Origin of the sequence: Micromonospora sp. DH13 (assembly GCF_020873825.1) — a bacterium.
Taxonomy (GTDB): Bacteria; Actinomycetota; Actinomycetes; order Mycobacteriales; family Micromonosporaceae; genus Micromonospora; species Micromonospora haikouensis.
In genome coordinates this window covers 276,986-302,613 of record NZ_JAHWGR010000003.1, presented here as the reverse complement: position 1 = coordinate 302,613, position 25,628 = coordinate 276,986, and the positions used below count along the sequence as shown (strand labels likewise).

At 76.0% G+C, this 25,628-nt stretch carries 3 protein-coding genes; all 3 read left to right on the top strand.

The window, feature by feature from the left end; genetic code table 11:
* Positions 1-60: 60 nt before the first annotated feature.
* Genes LPA42_RS04745 through LPA42_RS04735 form a run of 3 tightly spaced genes read left to right on the top strand, consistent with a single transcriptional unit; the run spans position 61 to position 25,620 of the window.
* Positions 61-11,001: a type I polyketide synthase gene (locus tag LPA42_RS04745; protein ID WP_228986343.1), complete on the top strand. Its 10,941-nt coding sequence runs from the start codon at positions 61-63 to the stop codon at positions 10,999-11,001.
* A gap of 36 nt (positions 11,002-11,037) precedes the next feature.
* Positions 11,038-16,026, top strand: coding sequence for a type I polyketide synthase (locus LPA42_RS04740; protein WP_077940467.1), 4,989 nt, complete (start codon positions 11,038-11,040; stop codon positions 16,024-16,026).
* Between the two features lie 45 nt (positions 16,027-16,071).
* Positions 16,072-25,620: a type I polyketide synthase gene (locus tag LPA42_RS04735; protein WP_077940466.1), complete on the top strand. Its 9,549-nt coding sequence runs from the start codon at positions 16,072-16,074 to the stop codon at positions 25,618-25,620.
* The last annotated feature ends 8 nt before the right edge of the window (positions 25,621-25,628 follow it).

Sequence of the window (25,628 nt, the reverse complement as noted above, 5' to 3'; positions counted from 1 at the left end):
ACGCTGCCGGGGCGACGGACCAACACGGATCGACGGGTCAACACAAGGAGTGGGCGGTCCATGGCTGACGAGGCGAAGCTTCTCGACTACCTCAAGCGGGTCACCGCCGACCTGCACCAGGTGCGGCAGCGCCTGCGCGAGGTGGAGGCCGGCGAGCAGGAACCGATCGCCATCGTCTCCATGAGCTGCCGCTTCCCCGGCGGCGTGCGTACGCCCGAGGACCTGTGGGACGTCGTCGCGTCCGGCCGGGACGTGGTCGGCGACTTCCCGGCCGACCGGGGCTGGGACCTGGGGGCGCTCTACGACGCCGACGGCGAGCAGTCCGGCACCTCGTACACGCGGCAGGGCGGCTTCGTCCACGACCTGGCGGACTTCGACCCGGGCTTCTTCGCGATCTCCCCCCGCGAGGCCCTGGCCATGGACCCGCAGCAGCGGTGGCTGCTGGAGACCTCGTGGGAGGTCTTCGAGCGGGCCGGCATCGACCCGCACTCGCTGCGCGGCAGCCGCACCGGCGTCTTCGCCGGCTCCACCGGCCAGGACTACGGCGGCGTGCTGATGGGTGCCGCGCAGGGCCTGGAGGGGCACCTGATGACCGGCAACGCCGGCAGCGTCGTCTCGGGCCGCATCTCCTACACGTTCGGCCTGGAGGGGCCGGCGGTCACGATCGACACCGCCTGCTCGTCGTCGCTGGTCGCCCTGCACCTCGCCGGGCAGGCGCTGCGGCAGCGGGAGTGCACCCTCGCCGTCGTCGCGGGCGTCACCGCCATGTGCACCCCGGCCGCGTTCGTCGAGTTCTCCCGGCAGCGCGGCCTGGCCGCCGACGGCCGCTGCAAGGCGTTCGCCGCCGCCGCCGACGGGACGGGGTGGTCCGAGGGCGTCGGCGTGCTGCTGCTGGAGCGGCTCTCCGACGCGCAGCGCAACGGCCACCCGATCCTCGCCGTGGTGCGGGGCTCCGCCGTCAACCAGGACGGCGCGTCCAACGGGCTGAGCGCCCCCAACGGGCCATCGCAGCAGCGCGTGATCCAGCAGGCCCTGGCCAACGCCGGCCTCGCCGCCGGCGGCGTCGACGTGGTGGAGGCGCACGGCACCGGCACCCGCCTCGGCGACCCCATCGAGGCGCAGGCGCTGCTCGCCACGTACGGGCAGGACCGGGGCGACGCCGCGCCGCTGCTGCTCGGCTCGATCAAGAGCAACATCGGGCACGCGCAGGCCGCCGCCGGCGTCGCCGGTGTGATCAAGATGGTCCTCGCCATGCAGCACGGCGTGGTGCCGCCCACCCTGCACGTCGACGCCCCCACCCCCCAGGTCGACTGGGACGCGGGCGCCGTCGAGCTGGTCACCGAGGCCACCGAATGGCCGTCCGTCGCGCGGCCCCGCCGGTCGGCGGTGTCGTCGTTCGGGGTGTCCGGCACCAACGCCCACGTCATCGTCGAGCAGGCCCCGACCGCCGAGCCGGCCCCGGCCGACGCCGCGCCGTCGGCCGACCGGCCGGTCGTGCCGGTGGTGGTGTCGGCCCGCGACGCCGCCGCGCTCGCCGCGCAGGCGGGCCGCTGGGCCGAGAGGCTCGACGCCGACGCCGACCTGCGCCCTCTCGACGTCGCCTTCTCGTCGGTCGCCACCCGCTCCACCCTGGACCACCGGGCGGTCGTCGCCGCCGCCGGCCGCGACGACCTCGCCGCCGGGCTGCGGGCCCTCGCCGCCGGGGACCTGTCCGGCGCGGTGGTCGGCCAGGCCGCCGACCGGGGTCCGCTCGCGGTGCTGTTCTCCGGTCAGGGCGCGCAGCGCGCCGGGATGGGCCGGGAGTTGTACGCGGCGTTCCCGGTGTTCGCCGCCGCGCTGGACGAGGTGTGCGCCGGGCTGGATCCGCTGCTGCCGCAGCCGCTGAAGCCGGTGCTGTTCGCCGATGAGGGTTCCGCCGAGGCGGCGTTGCTGGATCAGACCGTGTTCACGCAGGCCGGGTTGTTCGCCGTCGAGGTGGCGCTGTTCCGGCTCGTCGAGTCGTTCGGGGTGGTGCCGGACTTCGTCGGCGGGCACTCCGTCGGTGAGATCACCGCCGCGCACGTGGCCGGGGTGCTGTCCCTAGCCGACGCGTGTCGGCTCGTGGCCGCCCGGGGTCGCCTGATGCAGGCGTTGCCGGCCGGGGGCGGGATGCTCGCGGTCAACGCGGCCGAGGCCGACGTGGCGGAGTCCCTGCACGGTCGGGCCGACATCGGGATCGCCGCCGTCAACGGGCCCACCTCCGTGGTGGTCTCCGGCGCGGTCGAGGCCCTCGACGAGGTCGAGCAGCTCTGGCAGGGCCGGGGCGTACGCACCCGCCGGCTGGCCGTCAGCCACGCGTTCCACAGCCCGCTGATGGAGCCGATGCTGGCCGAGTTCCGGGCCGTCCTCGCCACGCTGACCTTCGCCGCTCCCGTCCTGCCCGTCGTGTCCAACGTGACCGGGGCCCTCGCCGACGGTGACGACCTGCGGACCGCCGACTACTGGGTGCGGCATGTGCGGGAGGCCGTCCGCTACGCCGACGGGATCGCCGCGCTGCGCGCCGCCGGGGCGGGCACCTACCTGGAGATCGGGCCGTCGAGCGTTCTCACCGCGCTGACCGCCGAGATCCTCCCCGACGCCGAGGGCGTGCTCGCCGTCGCCGCCGGACGCAAGGACCGGCCCGAGGCGGACGCCCTGCTCGCCGCCCTCGCCGAACTGCACGTGCACGGGACCACCGTGGACTGGCAGCCGTGGTTCGCCGGCACCGACGCCACCCGCGTCGACCTGCCCACGTACGCGTTCCAGCACCAGCGGTACTGGCCCGAAGCCGGCGCCGGGTGGACCGGTGACGTCACCGCCGTCGGCCTGCGCCCCGCCCAGCACCCCCTGCTCGGCGCGGCCGTCGGCGTCGCCCACGCCGAGGGATTCCTGTTCACCGGGCGGCTCGCCCGGCGCACCCACCCGTGGATCAGCGACCACGTCGTCTTCGACACCGTGCTGCTGCCCGGCACCGGCTTCGTCGAGCTGGCGTTGCAGGCCGGCGCGCACGTCGGCGCGGACCACGTCCGCGAGCTGACCCTGGAAGCGCCGCTGATCCTGCCCGAGACCGGCGGCGTCGACATCCAACTCTGGATCGGCCCCGCCGACGACACCGGCTGCCGGTCCGTCTCCCTGCACTCCGCCGTCGACGGCGAACCGGCCGAGGGCGGCGAGCGCGGCTGGACCCGCAACGCCAGCGGCGTACTCGCCGGCGGCCCGGCCGCCCCCGCCGGCCCGCCCGGCTGGTCCGACCTCACCGCCTGGCCGCCCCCCGGCGCCACCGAGGTCCCCACCGACGACCTTTACGTCAACCTCGCCGCGCAGGGCTACGACTACGGCCCGTCCTTCATCGCGCTGCGCTCCGCCTGGCGGCGCGGCGACGACCTCTTCGCCGAGCTGGCCCTGCCGGAGACCCCGGCCGCCGAGGCCGGCGGGTACGGCCTGCACCCGGCGCTGCTCGACGCCGCCCTGCACACCCTCGGCCTCACCACGCCGGCCGGCGAACCGTCCGGCGCGGACGTCCCGCCCGGCTACGGCCGGCTGCCGTTCTCCTGGAACGACGTCGCCCTGCACGCGGCCGGCGCGGCGGCGGCCCGGGTCCGCGTCTCGCACACCGGCGCCGACAGCGTCTCCCTGCTCCTCGCCGACGTCGACGGCGCGCCGATCATCTCCGTCGGCTCCCTCGTGCTGCGGCCCGTCTCCGCCGACCAGCTCCGCGTCGCCTCCGGCGGCGGCACCGAGTCGCTGTACCGCATCGAGTGGGCCCCGCTCGCCCTGCCCGCCGGACCGTCGGGCGCGGACTGGGCGGTCGTCGGCGACGCCGCCGGCCTGACCGACGCGCTCGCCACCACCGGGACGGCCGTCGCCGCGTACCCCGACCTGGCGGGCCTGGCCGCCGCGCTGGACGCCGGCACGGACGCGCCCGGCGTGCTGGTCGTGCCGTTCCTCGACCCGCCGGCCACCGACGACGTGCCGCGCGCCGTCGCCGGGGTCACCCACCGGGCGCTCGACGTGCTGCAGCGGTTTCTCGCCGACGACCGGTACGCCACCTCCCGGCTCGTCGCGCTCACCCGGGGTGCCGTCGCCACGGCCGCCGACGCCGACCTGACCGACCTGGCCGGCGCAGCCGTCATCGGCCTCGTCCGCTCCGCGCAGTCGGAGAACCCCGACCGGTTCCTGCTGGTCGACGTCGACGACCCGGCCGGCTGCGCCGCCGCCCTCGTCGCCGCCGTCGGCACCGACGAGCCGCAGGTCGTCATCCGGGCCGGCGTCGCCGCCGGGGCCCGGCTCACCCGCGTGCCGGCCCCCGCCGAGCCGCCCGCCGCCCCGTTCGACGGGGACGGGACCGTGCTCGTCACCGGCGCCACCGGCACCCTCGGGCAGCTCATGGCCCGCCACCTCGTCACCGTCCACGGCGTCCGGCACCTGATCCTCACCAGCCGGCGCGGCCCGGCCGCCGCCGGCATCCCCGAACTCTGCGCCGAACTCGCCGAACTCGGCGCGACCGTCACCGCCGCCGCCTGCGACGTCGCCGACCGCGACGCCGTCGCCGAGCTGCTCGCCGCCATCCCCGCCGCGCACCCGCTCACCGCCGTCGTCCACGCCGCCGGGGTACGCGACGACGGCGTCGTCTCCTCCCTCACGCCCGAGCGGATGGACGGCGTGCTGCGGCCCAAGGTCGACGCCGCCTGGCACCTGCACGAGCTGACCGCCGGCCTCGACCTGAAGGCGTTCGTCTCGTACTCGTCACTCGCCGCCACCGCCGGCGGCCCCGGCCAGGGCAACTACGCCGCCGCCAACGCGTTCCTCGACGGCCTCGCCCAGCACCGCAGGGCGCGCGGCCTCGCCGCCCAAACCCTCGCCTGGGGCCTGTGGGCCGACCGCAGCGGCATGACCACCGAACTGGACGACGTCCACCTCAACCGGATCTCCCGCTCCGGCGTCGCCGCCATGGAGGCCGAGGAGGGGCTGGCCCTCTTCGACGCCGCCTGCCGCCGCACCGACGCCGCCCTCGTCCCCGCCCGCCTCGACCTCGCCGCGATGAAGGTGCAGTTCGCCGGGGGCAGCATCCCGCCGCTGTACCGGGCCCTGATCCGCACCCCCGCCCGCGCCGCCGCCGCGACCACCGGCGCGTCCCTGGTCCAGCAGCTCGCCGCGCTCGGCGACGCCGACCGGGTCGCCGCCCTCGTGGAGATCGTCCGGGGGCAGGCCGCCGCCGTGCTCGGCTACCCCGACCCGGCCGCCATCGAGCCGCGCCGGGCGTTCAGCGAGTTCGGCTTCGACTCGCTCACCGCCGTCGAGATGCGCAACCGCCTCAACAACGCGTTCGGGATGCGGCTGCCCGCCACCCTCGTCTTCGACTACCCCACCCCGGCCGACCTCGCCGCCCACCTCGGCACGGAGATCGCCGGCACGCCGGTGCCCGTCCGGCCCGCCACCACCAGCGTGGCGGTCGGCGACGACGAGCCCCTCGCCATCGTCGGCATGGCGTGCCGGCTCCCCGGCGGCGTGTGGTCCCCCGAGGACCTGTGGCGGCTCGTCGCCGACGGCGTCGACGCGGTCACCGACCTGCCCACCGACCGGGGCTGGGACCTCGACAGCCTCTACAGCCCCGACCCCGACGCCAGCGGCACCTTCTACGCCCGCGGCGGCGGCTTCCTGCGCGGCGTCGACCGGTTCGACCCCGGCTTCTTCGGCATCAGCCCCCGCGAGGCCCTCGCCATGGACCCGCAGCAGCGGCTGCTGCTGGAGACCACCTGGGAGACCTTCGAAAGCGCCGGCATCGACCCGGCGACGCTGCGGGGCAGCAGCACCGGCGTGTTCGTCGGCACCAGCGGCCAGGACTACGGCAGCCTGCTCGCGTACTCACCGGAGGCCGCCGAGGGCTACATGCTGACCGGGATGACCAGCAGCGTCATCTCCGGCCGGGTGGCGTACACGTTCGGCCTCGAAGGGCCGGCGGTCTCCCTCGACACGGCCTGCTCGTCGTCGCTGGTCGCCCTGCACTGGGCCGGCCAGGCGCTGCGGGCGGGCGAGTGCGACCTGGCCCTGGCCGGCGGCGTGATGGTCATGGCCACCCCGACCGCCTTCGTCGAGTTCTCCCGCCAGCGCGGGCTGGCCGCCGACGGCCGGTGCAAGTCGTTCGCGGCGTCGGCCGACGGCACCGGCTGGTCCGAGGGCGTCGGCATGCTCCTCGTGCAGCGGCTCTCCGACGCCCGCCGGCAGGGCCGGCACGTCCTCGCCGTGGTACGCGGCACCGCGATCAACTCCGACGGTGCGTCGAACGGTCTGACCGCGCCGAATGGTCCGTCGCAGCAGCGGGTGATCCGGCAGGCGCTGGCGAATGCGCGCCTGTCGACGTCGGATGTGGACGTGGTGGAGGCGCACGGCACGGGCACGACGTTGGGTGACCCGATCGAGGCGCAGGCGCTGCTGGCCACCTATGGGCAGGATCGCCCCGGCGACCGGCCGCTGCTGCTCGGGTCGATCAAGTCGAACATCGGTCATGCGCAGGCGGCGGCGGGTGTGGCGGGTGTGATCAAGGTGGTGCAGGCGATGCGGCACGGGGTCGTGCCTGCGTCGTTGCACGTGGATGAGCCGTCGCCGCACATCGACTGGTCGGCGGGCGCGGTGGACCTGGTCACCGAGGCGCGGCCGTGGCCGGTGGTGGACCGGCCCCGTCGGGCGGCGGTGTCGTCGTTCGGCATCTCCGGCACCAACGCCCACGTCATCGTCGAGCAGGGCGACGAGCCTGTGGCCCCGGCCGTCACCGGCGTCCCCGGGCTGCTGGCCGCCGACGTGACGGTGTGGCCGGTGTCGGCCCGGTCGAAGGCGGCCCTGGCTGGTCAGGCCGAGCGGCTGGCCGCGTACGTGCGGGAGCACGGCGTGCTGGACACCGCTGCGGTCGGTTGGTCCCTGGCGACGACGCGGTCGACGTTCGACCAGCGGGCCGCCGTGGTCGGTTCGGGTGTGGAGGAGTTCCTCGCCGGGTTGGACGCGCTTGCGTCCGGTCAGCCGGCGGGCAATGTGGTCAGCGGTGTGGCATCGGGTCACGGTGCGGGTCCGGTGTTCGTGTTCCCAGGGCAGGGTGCGCAGTCGGCACGCATGGCCGCTGGCCTGGTGGGCCGTACGCCGGTGTTCGACGCGAAGCTCGCCGAGTGTCAGCAGGCCCTCGCCCCCTACCTCGACGTCGACCTCGTCTCCGTGTTGACCGGCGACGACGAGGCGTGGTTGGAGCGGGTCGAGGTGGTGCAGCCGGTCCTGTGGGCCGTGGGCATCGCTCTGGCTGCGGTCTGGGAGCACGCGGGCGTGGTGCCGCAGGCGGTGGTGGGTCACTCGCAGGGTGAGATCGGTGCGGCGTGTGTGGCGGGGATCCTGTCCCTGGAGGATGCGGCGAAGACGGTTGCCCTGCGGTCGCGGGCTCTTGCGGTGTTGCGGGGGACGGGTGCGATGGCGTCGGTGGACCTGTCCGCCGACGCGGTGGCCGAGCGTCTCCCCGCGTTCCCGGGTGTGGGTGTGGCCGCGGTGAACGGGCCGTCGACGGTGGTCGTGTCGGGTCCGCCGCAGCCCGTCGCGGACCTGGTGGACGCCTGCCAGGCCGAGGGCATCCGCGCCCGCCTGATTCCGGTGGACTACGCGTCGCACTCTCCGTCCGTGCAGGACGTCGCGGAACGCCTCCGTGCGGACCTGGCCGACGTGACCCCGCAGTCGGGTCGGGTCCGGCTCGTGTCGACGTTGACGGGTGACTGGGTGGATCCGGCGTCGATGACGGCGGACTACTGGTATGACAACCTGCGGCAGACCGTGCAGTTCGACGCCGCCGTCCGCGTCGCCGTCGCCGCCGGGCACACCACGTTCATCGAGATCTCCCCGCACCCGGTGCTGACGATGCCGGTGACGGCGATCCTCGACGACGCCGGCGTCACCGGCCACACCCTGGGCAGCCTGCGCCGGGGTGACGACGACCCGACGCGACTCCTGACCAACCTCGCCACCGCGCACGCGATCGGCCTGCCCGTCGACCTGACGAAGGTCCTCGCCGAGGCCGGCGTGGTGCCGCTGCCCACGTACGCGTTCGAGCACCAGCGGTTCTGGGTGGAACCGCCCGCGCACCGGGCGCAGGACGTCGCCTCCGCAGGCCTCCAGGACGCCGGACACCCGCTGCTCAGCGCTACCCTCACCTTCCCCGACAGCGAGCGGATGGTGTTCACCGGCCGGCTGTCGGTGCGTACCCACCCGTGGCTCGGGGAGCACCGGGTGATGGACAACATCCTGCTGCCCGGCACCGCGTTCGTGGAGCTGGCGACGTACGCGGGCGAGCAGGCCGGTTGCCCGAGGGTCGACGAGCTGACCCTGCTCGCCCCGCTCGTCCTGCCCGAGCTGGGCTCCCTCCAGGTGCAGCTCACCGTCGCCGAACGCGACGACGACGGCCGCCGGGCCGTGCAGCTGCACTCCCGCCCGTACCGGGACGGCTCCGACGAGATCCTCGCCGACGTGGCCTGGACCTGTCACGCCACCGGCCTGCTCGCCCCGGCCCCGGCCGACCCGCCCGCCTTCGATCTCGGGGTGTGGCCGCCTCCCGGCGCGACCCCCGTCGAGAACGACGACTTCTACTCCGGCATCGAGGCGACCGTCTTCGGGTACGGGCCGGCGTTCCGCGGCCTGCGCGCCGCGTGGACCCGGGGCGACGAGGTCTTCGCCGAGGTGGAGCTGCCCGCCGACCACCACGCCGAGGCGGGCCGGTTCGGGGTGCACCCGGCGCTGCTCGACGGCGCGTTGCAGGCCATGTCGATCGGCGGCTTCCTCGGTCGGATGGGCGACGGCGACGACGCCACCGTGCCCCGGCTGCCGTTCGCCTGGACCGGGGTGTCCCTGCTCGCCGCCGGGGCCACCGCCCTGCGGGTGCGGGTCAGCGCGGCCGGCGAGGTCGGGGTCGCCTTCCAGGTGGCCGACGCCACCGGCGCGCCGGTGCTGCACGCCGAGTCCCTGATCATGCGCCGGGTCTCCGGTGACTCCCTCGGCGCGGCCCGCTCCGGCCGGCACGAGTCGCTGTTCCAGGTGGACTGGCCGGCGCTGCCCGTGCCGACCGGCCCGGTGCCGGCGGCCACCCGCTGGGCGGTGCTCGGCGGCGACGACCTGACCCTCAGCGCCGCCTGCGAGTCGGCGGGCGCGCGGGTGCGCAGCGACGTCGACCTGGACTCGCTCGGCGACCTGCTCGCCGGGGGTGAACCCGCGCCCGAGGCCGTGATCGTCGGGGTCGGTGGCGGCGGGGACGACGACGCGGACCCGGGTCTCGCCGCGCAGGCGCGGGCCACGACGCACCGTACCCTCGCGGCGGTGCGGACCTGGCTCGCCGACGACCGGTTCGCCGGGTCCCGGCTGGTGCTGGTCACCCGCGACGCGGTCGCGGCGGGGGAGCAACCGGCGGTCAACCTGGCCCAGGCCCCGGTGTGGGGCCTGCTGCGCACCGCGCAGCTCGAACACCCGGGCCGGCTGCAACTGGTCGACCTCGACGCCGACCCGGCCAGCGCCGCCGCGCTGGCCCCCGCGATCGGCTCCGGCGAACCGCAGCTCGCGGTGCGGGCCGGCCAGGTGCGTGCGCCGCGCCTCGGCCGGGTCCCGGCCGGGGTGGAGCCGCTGCCCGGCGGCGTCGACCCCGACGGCACCGTGCTGATCACCGGCGGCACCGGCGTGCTGGGCCGGATCCTGGCCCGGCATCTCGCCACCACCCACGGCGTGCGGCACCTGCTGCTGGCCGGGCGGCGGGGCGCGGCGGCCGACGGCATCGGCGACCTGGTCGCCGAGCTGGCCGAGGCCGGTACGCGGGTGACGGTCGTCGCCTGCGACGCGGCCGACCCGGACGCGCTCGCGGCGCTGCTGGCCGGGGTGCCCGCCGCGCACCCGCTCACCGCCGTCGTGCACGCCGCCGGTGTCCTCGACGACGGCGTGCTGGAGTCGTTGACCCCCGAACGCGTCGACGCGGTGGCCGTGCCGAAGATCGACGCGGCGTGGCACCTGCACCGGCTCACCGCCGGCCTGGACCTCGCCGCGTTCGTGCTGTTCTCCTCGGCGGCGGCCACGCTGGGCAGCGCCGGCCAGGCCAACTACGCGGCAGCCAACGCGTTCCTCGACGCGCTCGCCGCGCACCGGCGGGCCCGGGGGCTGCCCGGCATCTCCCTCGCCTGGGGCCTGTGGGAGCAGGCCAGCGGCATGACCGGCCACCTCGGCGACGCCGACGTGCGGCGCATCGCCGAGCAGGGCGCGGCGGGCCTCGCCACCGGGCAGGCCCTGGACCTCTTCGACGCGGCGTGGCGGCTCGACGCGGCGGCGGTCGTGCCGATGCGCCTGGACGTGTCGGCGCTGCGCGCCCAGGCCGAGGCGGGCGCCCTCGCGCCGCTGCTGCGGGCCCTGGTCCGGGCGCCGATGCGGCGCTCGGTCGACGCCGGCGCCCGCACCGGCGGGGTGCCGCTGACCCAGCGGCTCGCCGGCCTGGCCGGGCCCGAACGGCTCAAGGTGGTGCTCGACGTGGTTCGGGCCAACATCGCCGCGGTCCTCGGCCACGCCAGCGCCGACGCCGTCGACCCGGGCCGGCTCTTCACCGACCTGGGCTTCGACTCGCTCACCGCCGTCGACCTGCGTAACCGGCTCAACGCCCTGTCCGGGCTGCGGCTGCCGGCGACGCTGGTGTTCGACTACCCGACGCCGGCCGCGCTCGCCGAGCGGCTGGCCGGCGACATCGCCGCCGACGCGGCCCCGTCCACCCAGCCCATCTTCTCCGGCATCGACACCGTGGAGAGCCTGCTCACCACCATCCCGCTCGACCCGGCGGCCCGGGACCGGTTCACCGCCCGCGTGCGGGACCTGCTCGCCAAGGCGACCGACCTCGCCGCCGGTCCCGTCGCGGAGCAGGACCGGCCCGATCTCGACGCGGCCAGCGACGACGAGATCTTCGACTTCATCAGCAAAGAGTTTGGAATCTCCTGAGATGACCGACTTCCGGATCGAGGCAGGTGCGACCCGATGAGCGACGACAAGCTGCGGTACTTCCTCAAGCGGGTGACCGCCGACCTGCACGACACGAAGCGCAAGCTGCAGACCGTCGAGGCCCGTGACAACGAGCCCCTCGCCATCGTCTCGATGAGCTGCCGCTTCCCCGGCGGCGTCCGGTCACCCGAAGACCTGTGGGAGATCGTCGCCGACGGCCGGGACGCCCTCACCGAGTTCCCGGCCGACCGGGGCTGGGACCTGGAGGCCCTCTACGACCCGGACCCGAACAAGCCGGGCAAGAGCTACACCCGCGTCGGCGGGTTCCTCGACGACGCCGGGGCGTTCGACCCGACCCTGTTCGGCATCTCGCCGCGCGAGGCCCTCGCCATGGACCCGCAGCAGCGGCTGCTGCTGGAGACGTCGTGGGAGGCCGTCGAACGGGCCGGCATCGACCCGCTGTCGCTGCGGGGCAGCTCCACCGGCGTCTTCGTCGGCGTGAGCACCTCCAACTACGGCATGGGCCTGCCGAACGTCCCCGAGGGCGTCGACATGTACCTCGGCACCGGCAACACCACCAGCGTCGCGTCCGGCCGCATCTCGTTCACCCTCGGCCTGAACGGTCCGGCCGTCACCGTCGACACGGCCTGCTCGTCGTCGCTGGTCGCCCTGCACCTCGCCGTGAACGCGCTGCGCCGGGGCGAGTGCGACCTCGCCGTCGCCGGTGGCGTCACCGTCATGGCCACCCCCGGCGTCTTCGTCGTCTTCTCCCGGCAGCGCGGCATGTCCGTCGACGGCCGGTGCAAGGCGTTCGCGGAGGGGGCGGACGGCACCGGCTGGGGCGAGGGCGGCGGCGTGCTCGTCGTCGAGCGGCTCGCCGACGCCGAGCGCAACGGCCACCCCGTCCTTGCCGTGATCCGGGGCAGCGCCCTCAACCAGGACGGCGCGTCCAACGGCCTCACCGCGCCCAACGGCCCCTCCCAGCAGCGGGTCATCCGGGCCGCCCTCGCCAACGCCCGGCTCGGCACCGCCGACGTGGACGTGGTGGAGGCGCACGGCACCGGCACCACCCTCGGCGACCCGATCGAGGCGCAGGCGCTGCTCGCCACGTACGGGCAGGACCGCCCCGCCGACCGGCCGCTCTGGCTGGGCTCGGTGAAGTCCAACATCGGTCACACGCAGAGCGCCGCCGGGGTCGCCGGCCTGGTCAAGATGGTGATGGCGCTGCGCAACGGCGTCATGCCGGAGACGCTGCACATCGACGAGCCGTCGAAGCACGTCGATTGGTCCGCCGGGGCGGTGTCGCTGCTCACGGAGTCCCGGCCGTGGCCCGAGCTGGGCCGTCCCCGGCGCGGCGGCGTCTCCTCGTTCGGCGTCAGCGGCACCAACGCCCACGTGATCCTGGAGGAGTACCGGCCGCAGGCCGCCGCCCCGGACGCCGGGGAGGCCGTCGACACGGAGGCCGTCGAGGCGGAGACTGCCGCCGCCGCGCTCGTCGACTCCGACGTGACGGTGTGGCCCGTGTCCGCCCGGTCGAAGGCGGCCCTCGCCGGCCAGGCCGCCCGGCTCGCCGCCCACGTGCGGCAGCACGGCGACCTCGCCCCGGCGGCGGTCGGCTGGTCTCTGGCCACCACCCGGTCCACGTTCGACCACCGCGCCGCCGTCGTCGGCGCGGACGCCGGGGAGCTGCTGGCCGGGCTCGACGCCCTGGCCGCCGGCCAGCCGGCCGGCAACCTGGTCACCGGCACGGTCACCGGCTCCGGCGCGGGACCCGTCTTCGTGTTCCCCGGCCAGGGCGCGCAGTCGGCGCGGATGGCGGCCGGCCTGGTCGGTCGTGCGCCGGTGTTCGACGCGAAGCTGGCCGAGTGCCAGCGGGCCCTCGCCCCCCACCTCGACGTCGACCTCGTGTCGGTGCTGACCGGCGACGACGAGTCGTGGCTGGAGCGGGTCGAGGTCGTGCAGCCGGTGCTGTGGGCCGTCGGCGTCGCCCTCGCCGCCGTGTGGCGGGCGGCCGGCGTCGTGCCGGACGCGGTGGTCGGCCACTCGCAGGGTGAGATCGGTGCCGCGTGTGTCGCCGGGATCCTGTCCCTGGAGGACGCGGCGAAGACGGTCGCGCTGCGGTCGCGGGCCCTGGCGGTGCTGCGGGGCACCGGCACCATGGCGTCGGTGGACCTGTCCGCCGATGCGGTGGCCGAGCGTCTCCCCGCGTTCCCGGGTGTGGGTGTGGCCGCGGTGAACGGTCCCGCCACGGTGGTCGTGTCGGGTCCGCCGCAGCCCGTCGCGGAGCTGGTGGACGCCTGTCAGGCCGAGGGGATCCGCGCGCGGCTGATTCCGGTGGACTACGCGTCGCACTCCGCCGCCGTGCAGGACGTGGCCGAGCGGCTGCGCGCTGACCTGGCCGACGTGACCCCGCAGCCGGGCCACACCCGCCTGGTGTCGACGCTCACCGGTGACTGGGTCGACTCCGCCACCATGACCGCCGACTACTGGTATGACAACCTGCGGCAGACCGTCCAGTTCGACGCGGCCGTCCGGGTCGCCGTGGCGGCCGGGCACACCACGTTCGTGGAGATCAGCCCGCACCCGGTGCTCACCATGCCGGTCACCGCGATCCTCGACGACGCCGGCGTCACCGGTCACACCCTGGGCAGCCTGCGGCGGGGTGACGACGACCCGACGCGGCTGCTGACCAACCTTGCCACCGCCCACGCCATCGGCCTGCCCGTCGACCTGACGAAGGTCCTCGGCGAGGCCGAGGTGGTGCCGCTGCCCACGTATGCGTTCGACCACCAGCGGTTCTGGCTCGACGGCAGCGGCGGCGTCGACCTGGAGGCGCTGCTCCAGGGCGCGGCCAACCCCGACGACGCCGGCTTCTGGGCCGCCGTGGAACGCGGCGACCTCACCGCCCTCGCCGAGGCCGTCGCCACCGACGACACCCCCGCCTACGAGGCCCTCGACGCGCTCGGCCCCGCCCTGCCGCTGCTCACCTCGTGGCGGCGCAAGCGCCGCCGGCAGTCCGACATCGACAGCTGGCGCTACCAGGACACCTGGAAGCCGCTGACCGGCATCGCCAACCGGGGCATGAGCGGCACGTGGGTCGTGGTCCTGCCCACCGGCGACATCGTCGAGCCCTGGCAGGACGCCTGCGTCGAGGCCATCACGGCGGCCGGCGCGGCCGTCGTCGCCGTGCCCGTCTCCACCACCGACGCCGACCGCGACCTGCTCGGCAAGCTGCTGCGCGAGGCCCTCGTCGCCAGCGGCGGCGGCACCGACGAGCCCGCCGACGTGACCGGCGTGGTGTCGCTGCTCGCCTTCGACGAGCTGGTCCACCCGCTGCACCCGTCCGTGCCCGGCGGCTTCGCCGCCACCGTCGCGCTGTTCCAGGCCCTCGGCGACGTCGGCCTGCGCGCCCCCATGTGGGCCGTCACCTCCGGCGCCGCCTCCGTCGGCCGCGCCGACCTGCTGCGCTCCCCGACGCAGGCCCTCGTCTGGGGCTTCGGCCGGGTCGCCGCCCTGGAACACCCGCAGCGCTGGGGCGGCCTCGTCGACCTGCCCGAGGCCGTCGACGAGCGCTGCGCCGGCCTGCTGGTCGCGGCCCTCACCGCCGCCGGAGACGAGGACCAGATCGCGGTACGCCCCGGCGGCCTCCTCGCCCGCCGGCTCACCCGCGTGCCGCTCGGCGACAGCCAGCCCGCCACCCCGTGGGAGCCCTACGGCACGGCGCTCGTCACCGGCGGCACCGGTGCCCTCGGCGGGCATGCCGCCCGCTGGCTGGCCCGCAGCGGCGTGCAGAACATCGTCGTCGCCAGCCGCCGGGGCATGAGCGCGCCGGGCGCGCAGCAGCTCGTCGACGACCTCACCGCGCTGGGCGCGCAGGCCAGCGTCGTCGAGTGCGACGCCGCCGACCGCGACGCCCTCGCCGCGCTGATCGAGTCGATCCCGGCCGAGTATCCCCTCACCACGGTCGTGCACGCCTCCGCCGTCCTCGACGACGCCATGATCAACGACATCCGGCTGGACCAGATCGAACGGGTCCTCCAGGCCAAGGTCGACGTCGCGTACCACCTGCACGAGCTGACCCTCGACCTGGACCTGTCCGCGTTCGTCATGTTCTCCTCCTTCGCCGGCAGCGTCGCCAGCTCCGGCGTCGGCAACTACGCGCCCAGCAACGCGTTCCTCGACGCCCTCGCCCAGCACCGGCGGGGCCTCGGCCTGCCCGCCACCTCCATCGCCTGGGGCGCGTGGGCCGGCGGCGGCATGGCCGACGGGCCGCTCGGCGAGCTGCTGCACCGCCACGGCGTACCCGAAATGGCCCCCGACGCGGCCATCGCCGCCCTGCACCAGGCCGTCGACCACGGCGAGGCGTTCCTCACCATCGCCGACATCGCCTGGGAGCGGTTCTCCGTCGCCTTCACCGCCACCCGGCCCGGCCCGCTGATCAGCGACCTGCCGGACGTGCGGCGGCTCCAGGCGACCGAGCGGATCGCCACCGTGGAGACCGGCGACGGCCCCGACTCGCTCCAGGAGCGGCTCGCCGGGCTGCCCGCCGCCGACCGGCTCGCCGTGCTCCTCGGCCTCGTCCGCGGCCAGGTCGCCGCCGTGCTCAACTACCCGTCCGCCGAGTCGGTCGACGAGCACCGGGCGTTCCGCGAGCTGGGCTTCGACTCCGTCACCGCCGTCGAGCTGCGCAACCGGCTCGGCTCCGCCACCGGCGTCGCCCTGCCCGTCACCCTCGTCTTCGACTACCCGACGCCGACGACGCTGGCGGAGTACCTCTTCGCCGAGGTCGCCCACGACGACGTGGTCACCCCGACGGTCCTCCTCGACGACCTCGACCGGATCGCCGACAGCCTCGACGTCGTGGCGCGCGACGAGGCCGCCCGGGTGCGGGCCACCGTACGCCTCCAGGCGATGCTCTCCCGCCTCGGGCAGGCCGGCGGCGGAGCCGACATCGGCCGGCACCTCGACGACGCCACCGACGACGAACTGTTCGCGATGGTGGACAAGGACCTCGGCATCTCCTGACCCGCCCCGGCTCACCCCCGTCCCTTGCGAGGAAGCGGCACCCCGATGGCCAATGAAGACAAGCTCCGCGACTACCTCAAGCGGGTCATGGCGGATCTCCACGACACCCGCCGCCGGCTCAGTGAGGCGCAGTCCCAGGAACTGGAGCCGGTCGCGATCGTGGCGATGAGCTGCCGCCTGCCCGGCGGGGTGCGCAACCCCGACGACCTGTGGGAGCTGCTGAGCCAGGGCCGGGACGCCGTCGCCCCGTTCCCCGCCGACCGGGGCTGGGACGTCGAACGGCTCTACCACCCCGACCCCGACCACCCCGGCACCTCGTACGCCCGCGAGGGCGGGTTCATCGACGGGGCCGGAGACTTCGACTCCGCGTTCTTCGGCATCTCGCCCCGCGAGGCGCTGACCATGGACCCGCAGCAGCGGCTGCTGCTGGAGACGTCCTGGGAGGCCGTCGAGGCCGCCGGCATCGACCCCGCCTCGCTGCGCGGCAGCCGCACCGGCGTGTTCGTCGGCACCAACGGGCAGGACTACGGGACCCTGCTGATGATGTCGCCCGACGGCGACGAGGGCCACTCGATGACCGGCGGCGCGGCGGCCGTCGCGTCCGGCCGGGTGTCGTACACCCTCGGCCTCGAAGGGCCGGCCGTCTCCATCGACACGGCCTGCTCGTCGTCGCTGGTCGCGCTGCACCTCGCCGTGCAGGCGCTGCGGGCGGGGGAGTGCGACCTGGCCCTGGCCGGCGGCGTGACCGTCATGGCCACCCCCGGCCTCTACATCGGGTCCAGCCGGCAACGCGCCCTCTCCCCGGACGGGCGGTGCAAGTCGTTCGCCGCCGCCGCCGACGGCGCCGGGTTCTCCGAGGGCGTCGGCTGGCTGCTGGTCGAGCGGCTGTCGGACGCGCGGCGTCACGGCCACCAGGTCCTCGCCGTCGTACGCGGCTCCGCCGTCAACCAGGACGGCGCGTCCAACGGGCTCACCGCCCCGAACGGGCCGGCGCAGCAGCGGGTGATCAGCCAGGCCCTCGCCTCGGCCCGCCTGTCCACCGCCGACGTGGACGTGGTGGAGGCCCACGGCACGGGCACCACCCTGGGTGACCCGATCGAGGCGCAGGCGCTGCTGGCCACGTACGGGCAGGACCGGGGCGACGCCGCGCCGCTGCTGCTCGGCTCGGTCAAGTCCAACATCGGGCACGCCCAGGCGGCGGCCGGCGTGGCCGGCGTGATCAAGATGGTCCTCGCGATGCGGCACGGCGTCGTCCCGGCGACGCTGCACGTGGACGCCCCGTCGCCGCACATCGACTGGTCTGCGGGCGCGGTGGAGCTGGCGACCGAGGCGACGCCGTGGCCGCAGACGGGTCGTGCGCGGCGGTCGGCGGTGTCGTCGTTCGGCATCTCCGGCACCAACGCCCACGTCATCCTCGAACAGCCCGGCGAGCCCGCCGACGCTCCGGCCGGGGCCCCCGCGCCGGGGCTGGTCGACGCCGACGTGACGGTGTGGCCGGTGTCGGCTCGGTCGAAGGCGGCGCTCGCCGGTCAGGCCGCCCGGCTGGCCGCCCACGTGCGGGAGCACGGCGACCTCGCCCCGGCGGCGGTCGGCTGGTCCCTGGCGACGACGCGGTCGACGTTCGACCAGCGGGCGTCGGTCGTCGGGTCGAGCCTGGAGGAGCTGCTGTCCGGACTGGACGCCCTGTCAGCCGGCGTGCCGGCGGGCACCGTGGTGTCCGGTGTGGCCGCGTCCCCCGGCGCGGGTCCGGTGTTCGTGTTCCCGGGTCAGGGTGCGCAGTCGGCGCGGATGGCGGCCGGTCTGGTCGGTCGTACGCCGGTGTTCGACGCGAAGCTGGCCGAGTGTCAGCGGGCTCTCGCCCCGTATCTCGACGTGGATCTCGTGTCCGTGCTGACGGGGGACGACGAGTCGTGGCTGGAGCGGGTCGAGGTCGTGCAGCCGGTCCTGTGGGCGGTGGGCATTGCCTTGGCGGCGGTGTGGGAGCACGCGGGCGTGTCCCCGCAGGCGGTGGTGGGTCACTCGCAGGGTGAGATCGGCGCCGCCTGCGTGGCGGGGATTCTGTCCCTGGACGACGCGGCGAAGACGGTTGCCCTGCGGTCGCGGGCGCTAGCGGTGTTGCGGGGGACGGGTGCGATGGCGTCGGTGGACCTGTCCGCCGATGCGGTCACCGAGCGTCTCGCCGCGTTCCCGGGTGTGGGTGTGGCCGCCGTGAACGGTCCCGCCACGGTGGTCGTGTCCGGGCCGCCGCAGCCCGTCGCGGGCCTGGTGGACGCCTGCCAGGCCGACGGGATCCGCGCGCGGCTGATCCCGGTGGACTACGCGTCGCACTCCGCCGCCGTGCAGGACGTGGCAGAGCGGCTGCGTGCCGACCTGGCCGACGTGACCCCGCAGTCGGGTCGGGTCCGGCTCGTGTCGACGCTGACCGGCGACTGGGTCGACCCCGCCACCATGACGGCGGACTACTGGTATGACAACCTGCGGCAGACCGTCCAGTTCGACGCCGCCGTGCGGGTCGCCGTCGCGGCCGGGCACACCACGTTCGTGGAGATCTCCCCGCATCCGGTGCTGACGATGCCGGTGACGGCGATCCTCGACGACGCCGGGGTCACCGGTTACACCCTGGGCAGCCTGCGGCGGGGCGACGACGACCCGACGCGGCTGCTGACCAATCTGGCCACCGCGCACGCGATCGGCCTGCCCGTCGACCTGACGAAGGTGCTCGGCGAGGCCGAGGTGGTGCCGCTGCCCACGTACGCGTTCGACCACCACCGCTACTGGCCCGCCCCGCCGCTGTTCCTCAGCCAGGGCGACGACACGCCCGACATCGACCGGTGGCGGTACCGGATCACCTGGCCCGCCCTGCCCGACCTGCCGCTGACCTGGCTCGCCGGGACGTGGCTGGTCCCGTTGCCCGCCGGCACGGCCGACGACCCGCTGGTCGCCGGGGTGCTCGGCGCGCTCGGCAACTTCGGCGCGGACGTCGTACCCGTCGAGGTGGACGCCACCGCAGACGCCGCGACCCTCGCCGACGGGCTGCGCGCCGCGCTGCCGGCGGACGGTCCGGCGGCCGTGCTGTCCCTGCTCGGCCTCGACGGGCGGGCGCACCCCGACCACCCGGCCACCACCCTCGGCGTCACCGGGACGGTGGCGCTGGTCCAGGCGCTCGGGACGCTCGGCGTCGAGGCCCCGCTGTGGTGCGCGACCCGGGGGGCCGTCGCCGTCGCCGCCGACGACCAGCCGCCGCACCCCACGGCCGCCGCCGTCTGGGGCCTCGGCCGCGCCGTCGCCCTGGAACACCCCGGCCGCTGGGGCGGCCTGATCGACCTGCCCGACAGCCTCGACGCGCACGCCGGTGCCCTGCTCTGCGCGGCGCTCGGCGACACCGGCGGCGAGGACCAGCTCGCCGTCCGCGACTCCGGGGTGTACGCCCGCCGGCTCACCCGGATCACCGACCCCGAGCCGACCACCCCCGGCGACCCGGCCTCGTCCGAGGCGGCCGGCGGCCCGGACGCGGCAGTCTCCGACGACCCGACCCCGCACGCCACCGACGAGTCGACCGACGGCGGCTGGCGGATGCGCGGCACCGTGCTGATCACCGGCGGCACCGGTGGCCTCGGTGGGCACCTCGCCCGCTGGGCCGCCCGCCACGGCGCGGCGCACCTGCTGCTGGCCAGCCGGCGCGGCCCCGACGCCCCGGGCGCGGCCGAGCTGGAGGCCGAGCTGACCGACCTGGGCGTACGGGTCACCGTCGCCGCCTGCGACGTCACCGACCGCGCCCAGCTCGCCACCCTGCTCGCCGCCGCGCCGGCCGACGCGCCGCTGAGCGCCGTGCTGCACACCGCCGCCGTCCTCGACGACGGCATCGTCGACACGGCCACCCCGCTGCGCCTGCACACCGTCGCCGCGCCCAAGTGCGTCGCCGCCGACCACCTCGACGAGCTGACCCGCGACCTCGACCTCGACGCGTTCGTGCTGTTCTCCTCCGTCGCCGGCACCACCGGCAACGCCGGCCAGGGCGCGTACGGGGCGGCGAACGCCTACCTCGACGCCCTCGCCGAGCGGCGACGCGCGCAGGGCCGGCCCGCCCTGTCCGTGGCGTGGGGGGCGTGGAGCGGGGCCGGCCTGCCCGCCGACAACGAGCGCGCCCAGCAGCGGCTGCGCCGGGGCGGCATGGTCGGCATGGACCCCGACCTGGCCGTCGAGGCCCTCGCCCGCGCGCTGCGCCGGGGCGAGACGACGACGCTGATCGCCGACATCGACTGGGCCCGGTTCGCGCCCGCGTTCACCCTGGTCCGGCCCAGCCCCCTGATCGGCGACCTGCCCGAGGTGGTCGAGGCGGCCCGGCCGGCAGCCGCGCCGGACGCCGAGGAGGAGGCGGACGCGCCGTCGGGTGCGCTCGCCCGCCGGCTCGCCGGGCTGTCCCGGGCCGACCGCGCCGAGGCGCTGCTGGAGCTGGTCCGCCAGTGCGCGGCGACCGCGCTGGGCTACGGCTCGGCCGACGACGTGCCGGCCACCCGCCCGTTCCGGGACCTGGGGCTGGACTCGCTGACCGCCGTGGACATGCGCAACTTCCTGGCCACCGCCACCGACCTGCGGCTGCCCGCCACGCTCGCCTTCGACTACCCGAACCCGACGGCGCTCGCCGCGCACCTGGCGGAGCTGCTCACCGGCGTCGACCCCGAGCCGGCGACCCCCGCGCCGGCCGCCGCGCCCGTGGACGACGAGCCCATCGCGATCGTCGCGATGAGCTGCCGGCTGCCCGGCGGCGCGGACAACCCGGAGCAGCTATGGCAGCTCCTCGCCGCCGGCGGCGACGCGATCGGCGAGTTCCCCACCGACCGGGGCTGGGACCTCGACCGGCTGTTCGACTCCGACCCGGAGAACGAGGGCACCAGCTACGCCCGGGAGGGCGGCTTCGTCACCGGCGTCGCCGACTTCGACCCCGTCTTCTTCGGCATCAGCCCCCGCGAGGCCCTCGCCATGGACCCGCAGCAGCGGCTGCTGCTGGAGGCGTCCTGGGAGGCCATCGAGCGGGCCGGCATCGACCCGCAGGCCCTGCGGGGCACCCCCACCGGCGTGTTCGTCGGCACCAACTACCAGGACTACCGCAACCTCATGTTCAGCGCCGAGGGCGCCGAGGGGCACCTGATGACCGGCAACGCCGGCAGCGTGCTCTCCGGCCGGGTGTCGTACACCCTCGGGTTGGAGGGGCCCGCCGTGTCGGTCGACACGGCCTGCTCGTCGTCGCTGGTCGCCCTGCACTGGGCCTGCCAGGCGCTGCGCCAGGCGGAGTGCTCCATGGCCCTCGTCGGCGGCGTCACCGTCATGTCCACCCCCGGCGTGTTCGTCGGCTTCAGCCGGCAGCGGGGGCTGGCCCCGGACAGCCGGGTCAAGGCGTTCGCGTCGGCCGCCGACGGCACGAGCTGGGGCGAGGGGCTGGGCGTGCTGCTGGTGGAGCGGCTGTCCGACGCCCGCCGCAACGGCCACCCCGTGCTCGCGGTGATCCGGGGCTCCGCCGTCAACCAGGACGGCGCGTCCAACGGGCTGACCGCCCCGAACGGGCCGTCGCAGCAGCGGGTCATCCGGCAGGCCCTCGCCAACGCCCGCCTCACCCCGGCGGACGTGGACGCCGTCGAGGCGCACGGCACCGGCACGAAGCTGGGCGACCCGATCGAGGCGCAGGCGCTGCTCGCCACGTACGGGCGGGAACGCCCCGCCGACCAGCCGCTGTGGCTCGGCTCGATCAAGTCGAACATCGGCCACACCCAGGCCGCCGCCGGGGTCGCCGGCATCATCAAGATGGTCCTCGCGCTGCGCTACGGCTTCCTGCCGGCGACCCTGCACGTCGACGAGCCCACCGACCAGGTGGACTGGAGCGTCGGCGCGGTCGAGCTGCTCACCGAGGGCCGGCCCTGGCCGGTCACCGGCCACCCGCGCCGGGCCGCCGTCTCCTCCTTCGGCATCAGCGGCACCAACGCGCACACCATCCTGGAGCAGGCCCCCGACGAGCCCGCCCCGGTCACGCCGGCCGGCGACCCGGGCCGGCTGCCGGTGGTGCCGGTGCTGCTGTCGGCGCGTACCCCGGCGGCCCTCGCAGCCCAGGCCGGGCCGTGGGCCGACCAGCTCACCGGGCCGGAGGCCCCGCCGATGGTCGACGTCGGCTGGTCGTCGGCGGTGACCCGGGCCGACCTGGACCACCGGGCCGTCGTCCTGGCCGCCGACCGGATCGCCCTGCGCACCGGGCTGCGCGCCCTCGCCACCGGCGACGACTCGCCGCTGCTGGTCACCGGGGCCGTCGCGCCCCGCCCGAAGGTGGCGTACCTGTTCTCCGGGCAGGGCGCGCAGCGGGCCGGGATGGGCCGCGAGCTGGCCGAGGCGTTCCCCGTCTTCGCCGCCGCCCTCGACGAGGTCTGCGCCGCCTGCGACCCGCACCTGCCCGGGCCGCTGCGGCCGGTGCTGTTCGCCGAGCCCGGCACCGCCGACGCGGCGCTGCTCGACCGCACCGAATACACCCAGCCCGCGCTGTTCGCCGTCGAGGTGGCGCTGTTCCGGCTCCTCGCCGCGTGGGGGCTGCGGCCCGACGCGGTCGCCGGGCACTCCATCGGCGAGTTCGCCGCCGCCCACGCCGCCGGGATGCTGTCGCTGGCCGACGCCGCCGCGCTGGTCGCCGCCCGGGGCCGGCTCATGCAGGCCCTGCCCGACGGCGGGGCGATGCTCGCCGTCGCCGCGGCCGAGGCCGACGTGCTCGCCTCGCTCGGCGACCGCGCCGACCGGGTCTCCGTCGCCGCCGTCAACGGCCCCGCCGCCGTGGTGCTCTCCGGGGCCGGCGACGCCGTCGAGGAACTGGCCGCCGAGTGGGCCGCCCGGGGCGTCCGCGTGCGGCGGCTCACCGTCAGCCACGCCTTCCACAGCCCGCTGATGGACCCGGTGCTCGCCGACCTCGCCGCCGTCGCCGGGCGGCTGGACTGGCAGGTACCGACCGTGCCGATGGTCTCCACGGTCACCGGCGCGCCCGTCGGCGCGGACGAGCTGGCCGACCCGGCATACTGGGCGCGGCACGCCCGCGACGCCGTACGCTTCGCCGACGCCGTCGCGGCCCTGCGCGAGCAGGGCACCACCGCGTACGTCGAGATCGGCCCCGACGGGGTGCTCACCGCGCTCACCCAGGCCGTCCTCGCCGAGGGCGCCCCGGCCGGCGGGCGGGCCCCGCTGGTCGCGCCGACCCTGCGCCGGGACCGCCCCGAGCCGGCGGCCCTGCTGCGGGCCGTCGCCGCCCTGCACACCCACGGCGTCAGCCCCGACTGGCCCACCCTGTACGCCGAAACCGGCGCGCAACGCGTCGACCTGCCCACGTACGTGTTCGACCGGCAGCGGTACTGGCCGGAGCCGCCGCCGTGGGCCACCGCCGTCCCCGCCGCTGAGGACGCCGACGACACGGAGGTCGAGCGGCGGTTCTGGGCGGCCGTGGACGCCGAGGACCTCGACTCCCTGGCCCGCGAGCTGGACGTCGACCGCGACCAGCCGTTCGGCGCGGTGCTGCCGGCCCTGTCGGCGTGGCGGCGGCGCCGCCGGGAACGGTCCCTCGTGGACGCCTCCCGCTACCGGGCGGTCTGGGAGCCCCTCGCCGCCACCCCGGAGCCGCAGGAGCCCGGCCACTGGCTGGTGCTGCTGCCCGCCGACCGGGTCGACGACCCCGTCCTCGACTCCTGCACCTGGACCCTCGGCACCGACGTGACCACCGTCGGCGTCGACCTCACCGCCGACCCCGACGAGCTGGGTGGGCAACTCGCCGACGTGCTCGGCGAGGCCCTCGACGCCGCCGAGGGGACCCTGTCGGTGCTGTCCTTCCTCGGCCTGGACGACGCCGGCCACGCCGAGCACCCGGCGCTGCCGCGCGGCCTCGCCGCGACCGTCCAACTGCTCCAGGAACTCGCCGACCGCGACGCGGCGGCCCGGCTGTGGTGCGTCACCCAGGGTGCCGTCGGCACCGGCGCCGGCGACGCGCCGGCCAACCCCCGGCAGGCGACGCTGTGGGGGCTGGGCCGGGTGGCGGCGCTGGAGCAGCCGGCCCGCTGGGGCGGGCTGGTCGACCTGCCCGCCACGATCGACAGCTGGGCCGCGATGCGGCTCGGCAACGTGCTCACCGGCGGCGTCGCCGAGGACCAGCTCGCCGTCCGCGAGTCCGACGTGCTGGTACGCCGCCTCGCCCCGGCCGTCACCACCGGGGAACCGGAGCCGTGGCAGCCCCGGGGCACCGTGCTGATCACCGGCGGCACCGGCGCGCTCGGCGGGCACGTGGCCCGCTGGGTGGCCGCCGCCGGCGCGCAGCGGGTGGTGCTGACCAGCCGCCGCGGCACCGACACCCCCGGCGCGACGGAGCTGCTGGCCGAGCTGACCGCCCTCGGCGTCGACTGCCGGGTCGCCCGGTGCGACGCCGCCGACCGGGCCGGCATGACCGACCTGATCGCCGACCTGCGCCGCGACGGGCCGCCGCTGCGCGCCGTGGTGCACGCCGCCGGGGTCAGCGAGGTGGTGCCGCTGACCGACACGACGCTGGAAGACCTCGCGTACGTCATCGCCCCGAAGCTCGTCGGCGCGGAGCTGCTCGACGAGCTGCTCGACGGCGTCGAGCTGGACGCGTTCGTGCTGTTCTCGTCGATCGCTGCGGTGTGGGGCAGCGGCGGGCAGGGCGCGTACGCCGCCGGCAACGCCCACCTCGACGCGCTCGCCGAGGCCCGCCGCGGCCGGGGCCTGCCCGCCACGTCCGTGGCGTGGGGGCCGTGGACCGAGTCGGGCATGTTCTCCGACGGCGCGCCGGAGCAGCTGCGCCGCCGCGGCCTGCGGGTCATGCCGCCGGGCGTGGCGCTGGCCGGGCTGCGGCACGCCCTCGCCGCCGGGGACACCTGCGTCACCGTCGCCGACGTCGACTGGGCCACCTTCCACCCGCTGTTCACCGCGCTGCGGCCCAGCCCGCTGCTGGCCGACCTGCCGGCCGTGCACGCGCTGACCGCCGCCCCGGCCGCCGCGCCGGACCCGGCCGCGCCCGCCGGCCGGGACCTGCTCGCCGGGCTGCGGTCGCTGCCCGGCCAGGAACGGCGGGCCGCGCTGCTGGAGATGGTGCGGGTCGACGCGGCGAAGGTCCTCGGCCACTCCTCCGCCGACGCGATCGAGACCGACCGGGGCTTCCTCGACCTCGGCTTCGACTCGCTGACCGCCGTGGAGCTGCGCAACCTGCTCACCGCCGCGACCGGTCACGACCTGCCCACCACGGTCGTGTTCGACTACCCGACCCCGGCGGGCCTCGCCGACCACCTGCACGAGGAGCTGTTCGGCGCCGAGGCCGGGCCGGACGCCGACGGGCCGGGTGGCCCCGGCGCAGCCGGCTCCGGCGACGAGGAGCAGGTGCGGCGGGTCCTCGCCGCGATCCCGCTGGACCAGCTGCGCCAGGCCGGACTGCTCGACCAGCTTCTCCAGCTCGCGCACACGGTCACCGGCCCGGCCACGCCGACCGTCCCGGCCGCCCCCGAGGCCCAGATCCGCGAACTCGACGTCGCCGGCCTGGTCCGGATGGCCCTGGAAGGCACCGACTCGTGACCCGGCCC

Coding starts and splice junctions, on each gene's coding strand:
- LPA42_RS04740 (WP_077940467.1), top strand. CDS start 11,038: ATGAGCGACGACAAGCTGCGGTACTTCCTCAAGCGGGTGACCGCCGAC.
- LPA42_RS04735 (WP_077940466.1), top strand. CDS start 16,072: ATGGCCAATGAAGACAAGCTCCGCGACTACCTCAAGCGGGTCATGGCG.
- LPA42_RS04745 (WP_228986343.1), top strand. CDS start 61: ATGGCTGACGAGGCGAAGCTTCTCGACTACCTCAAGCGGGTCACCGCC.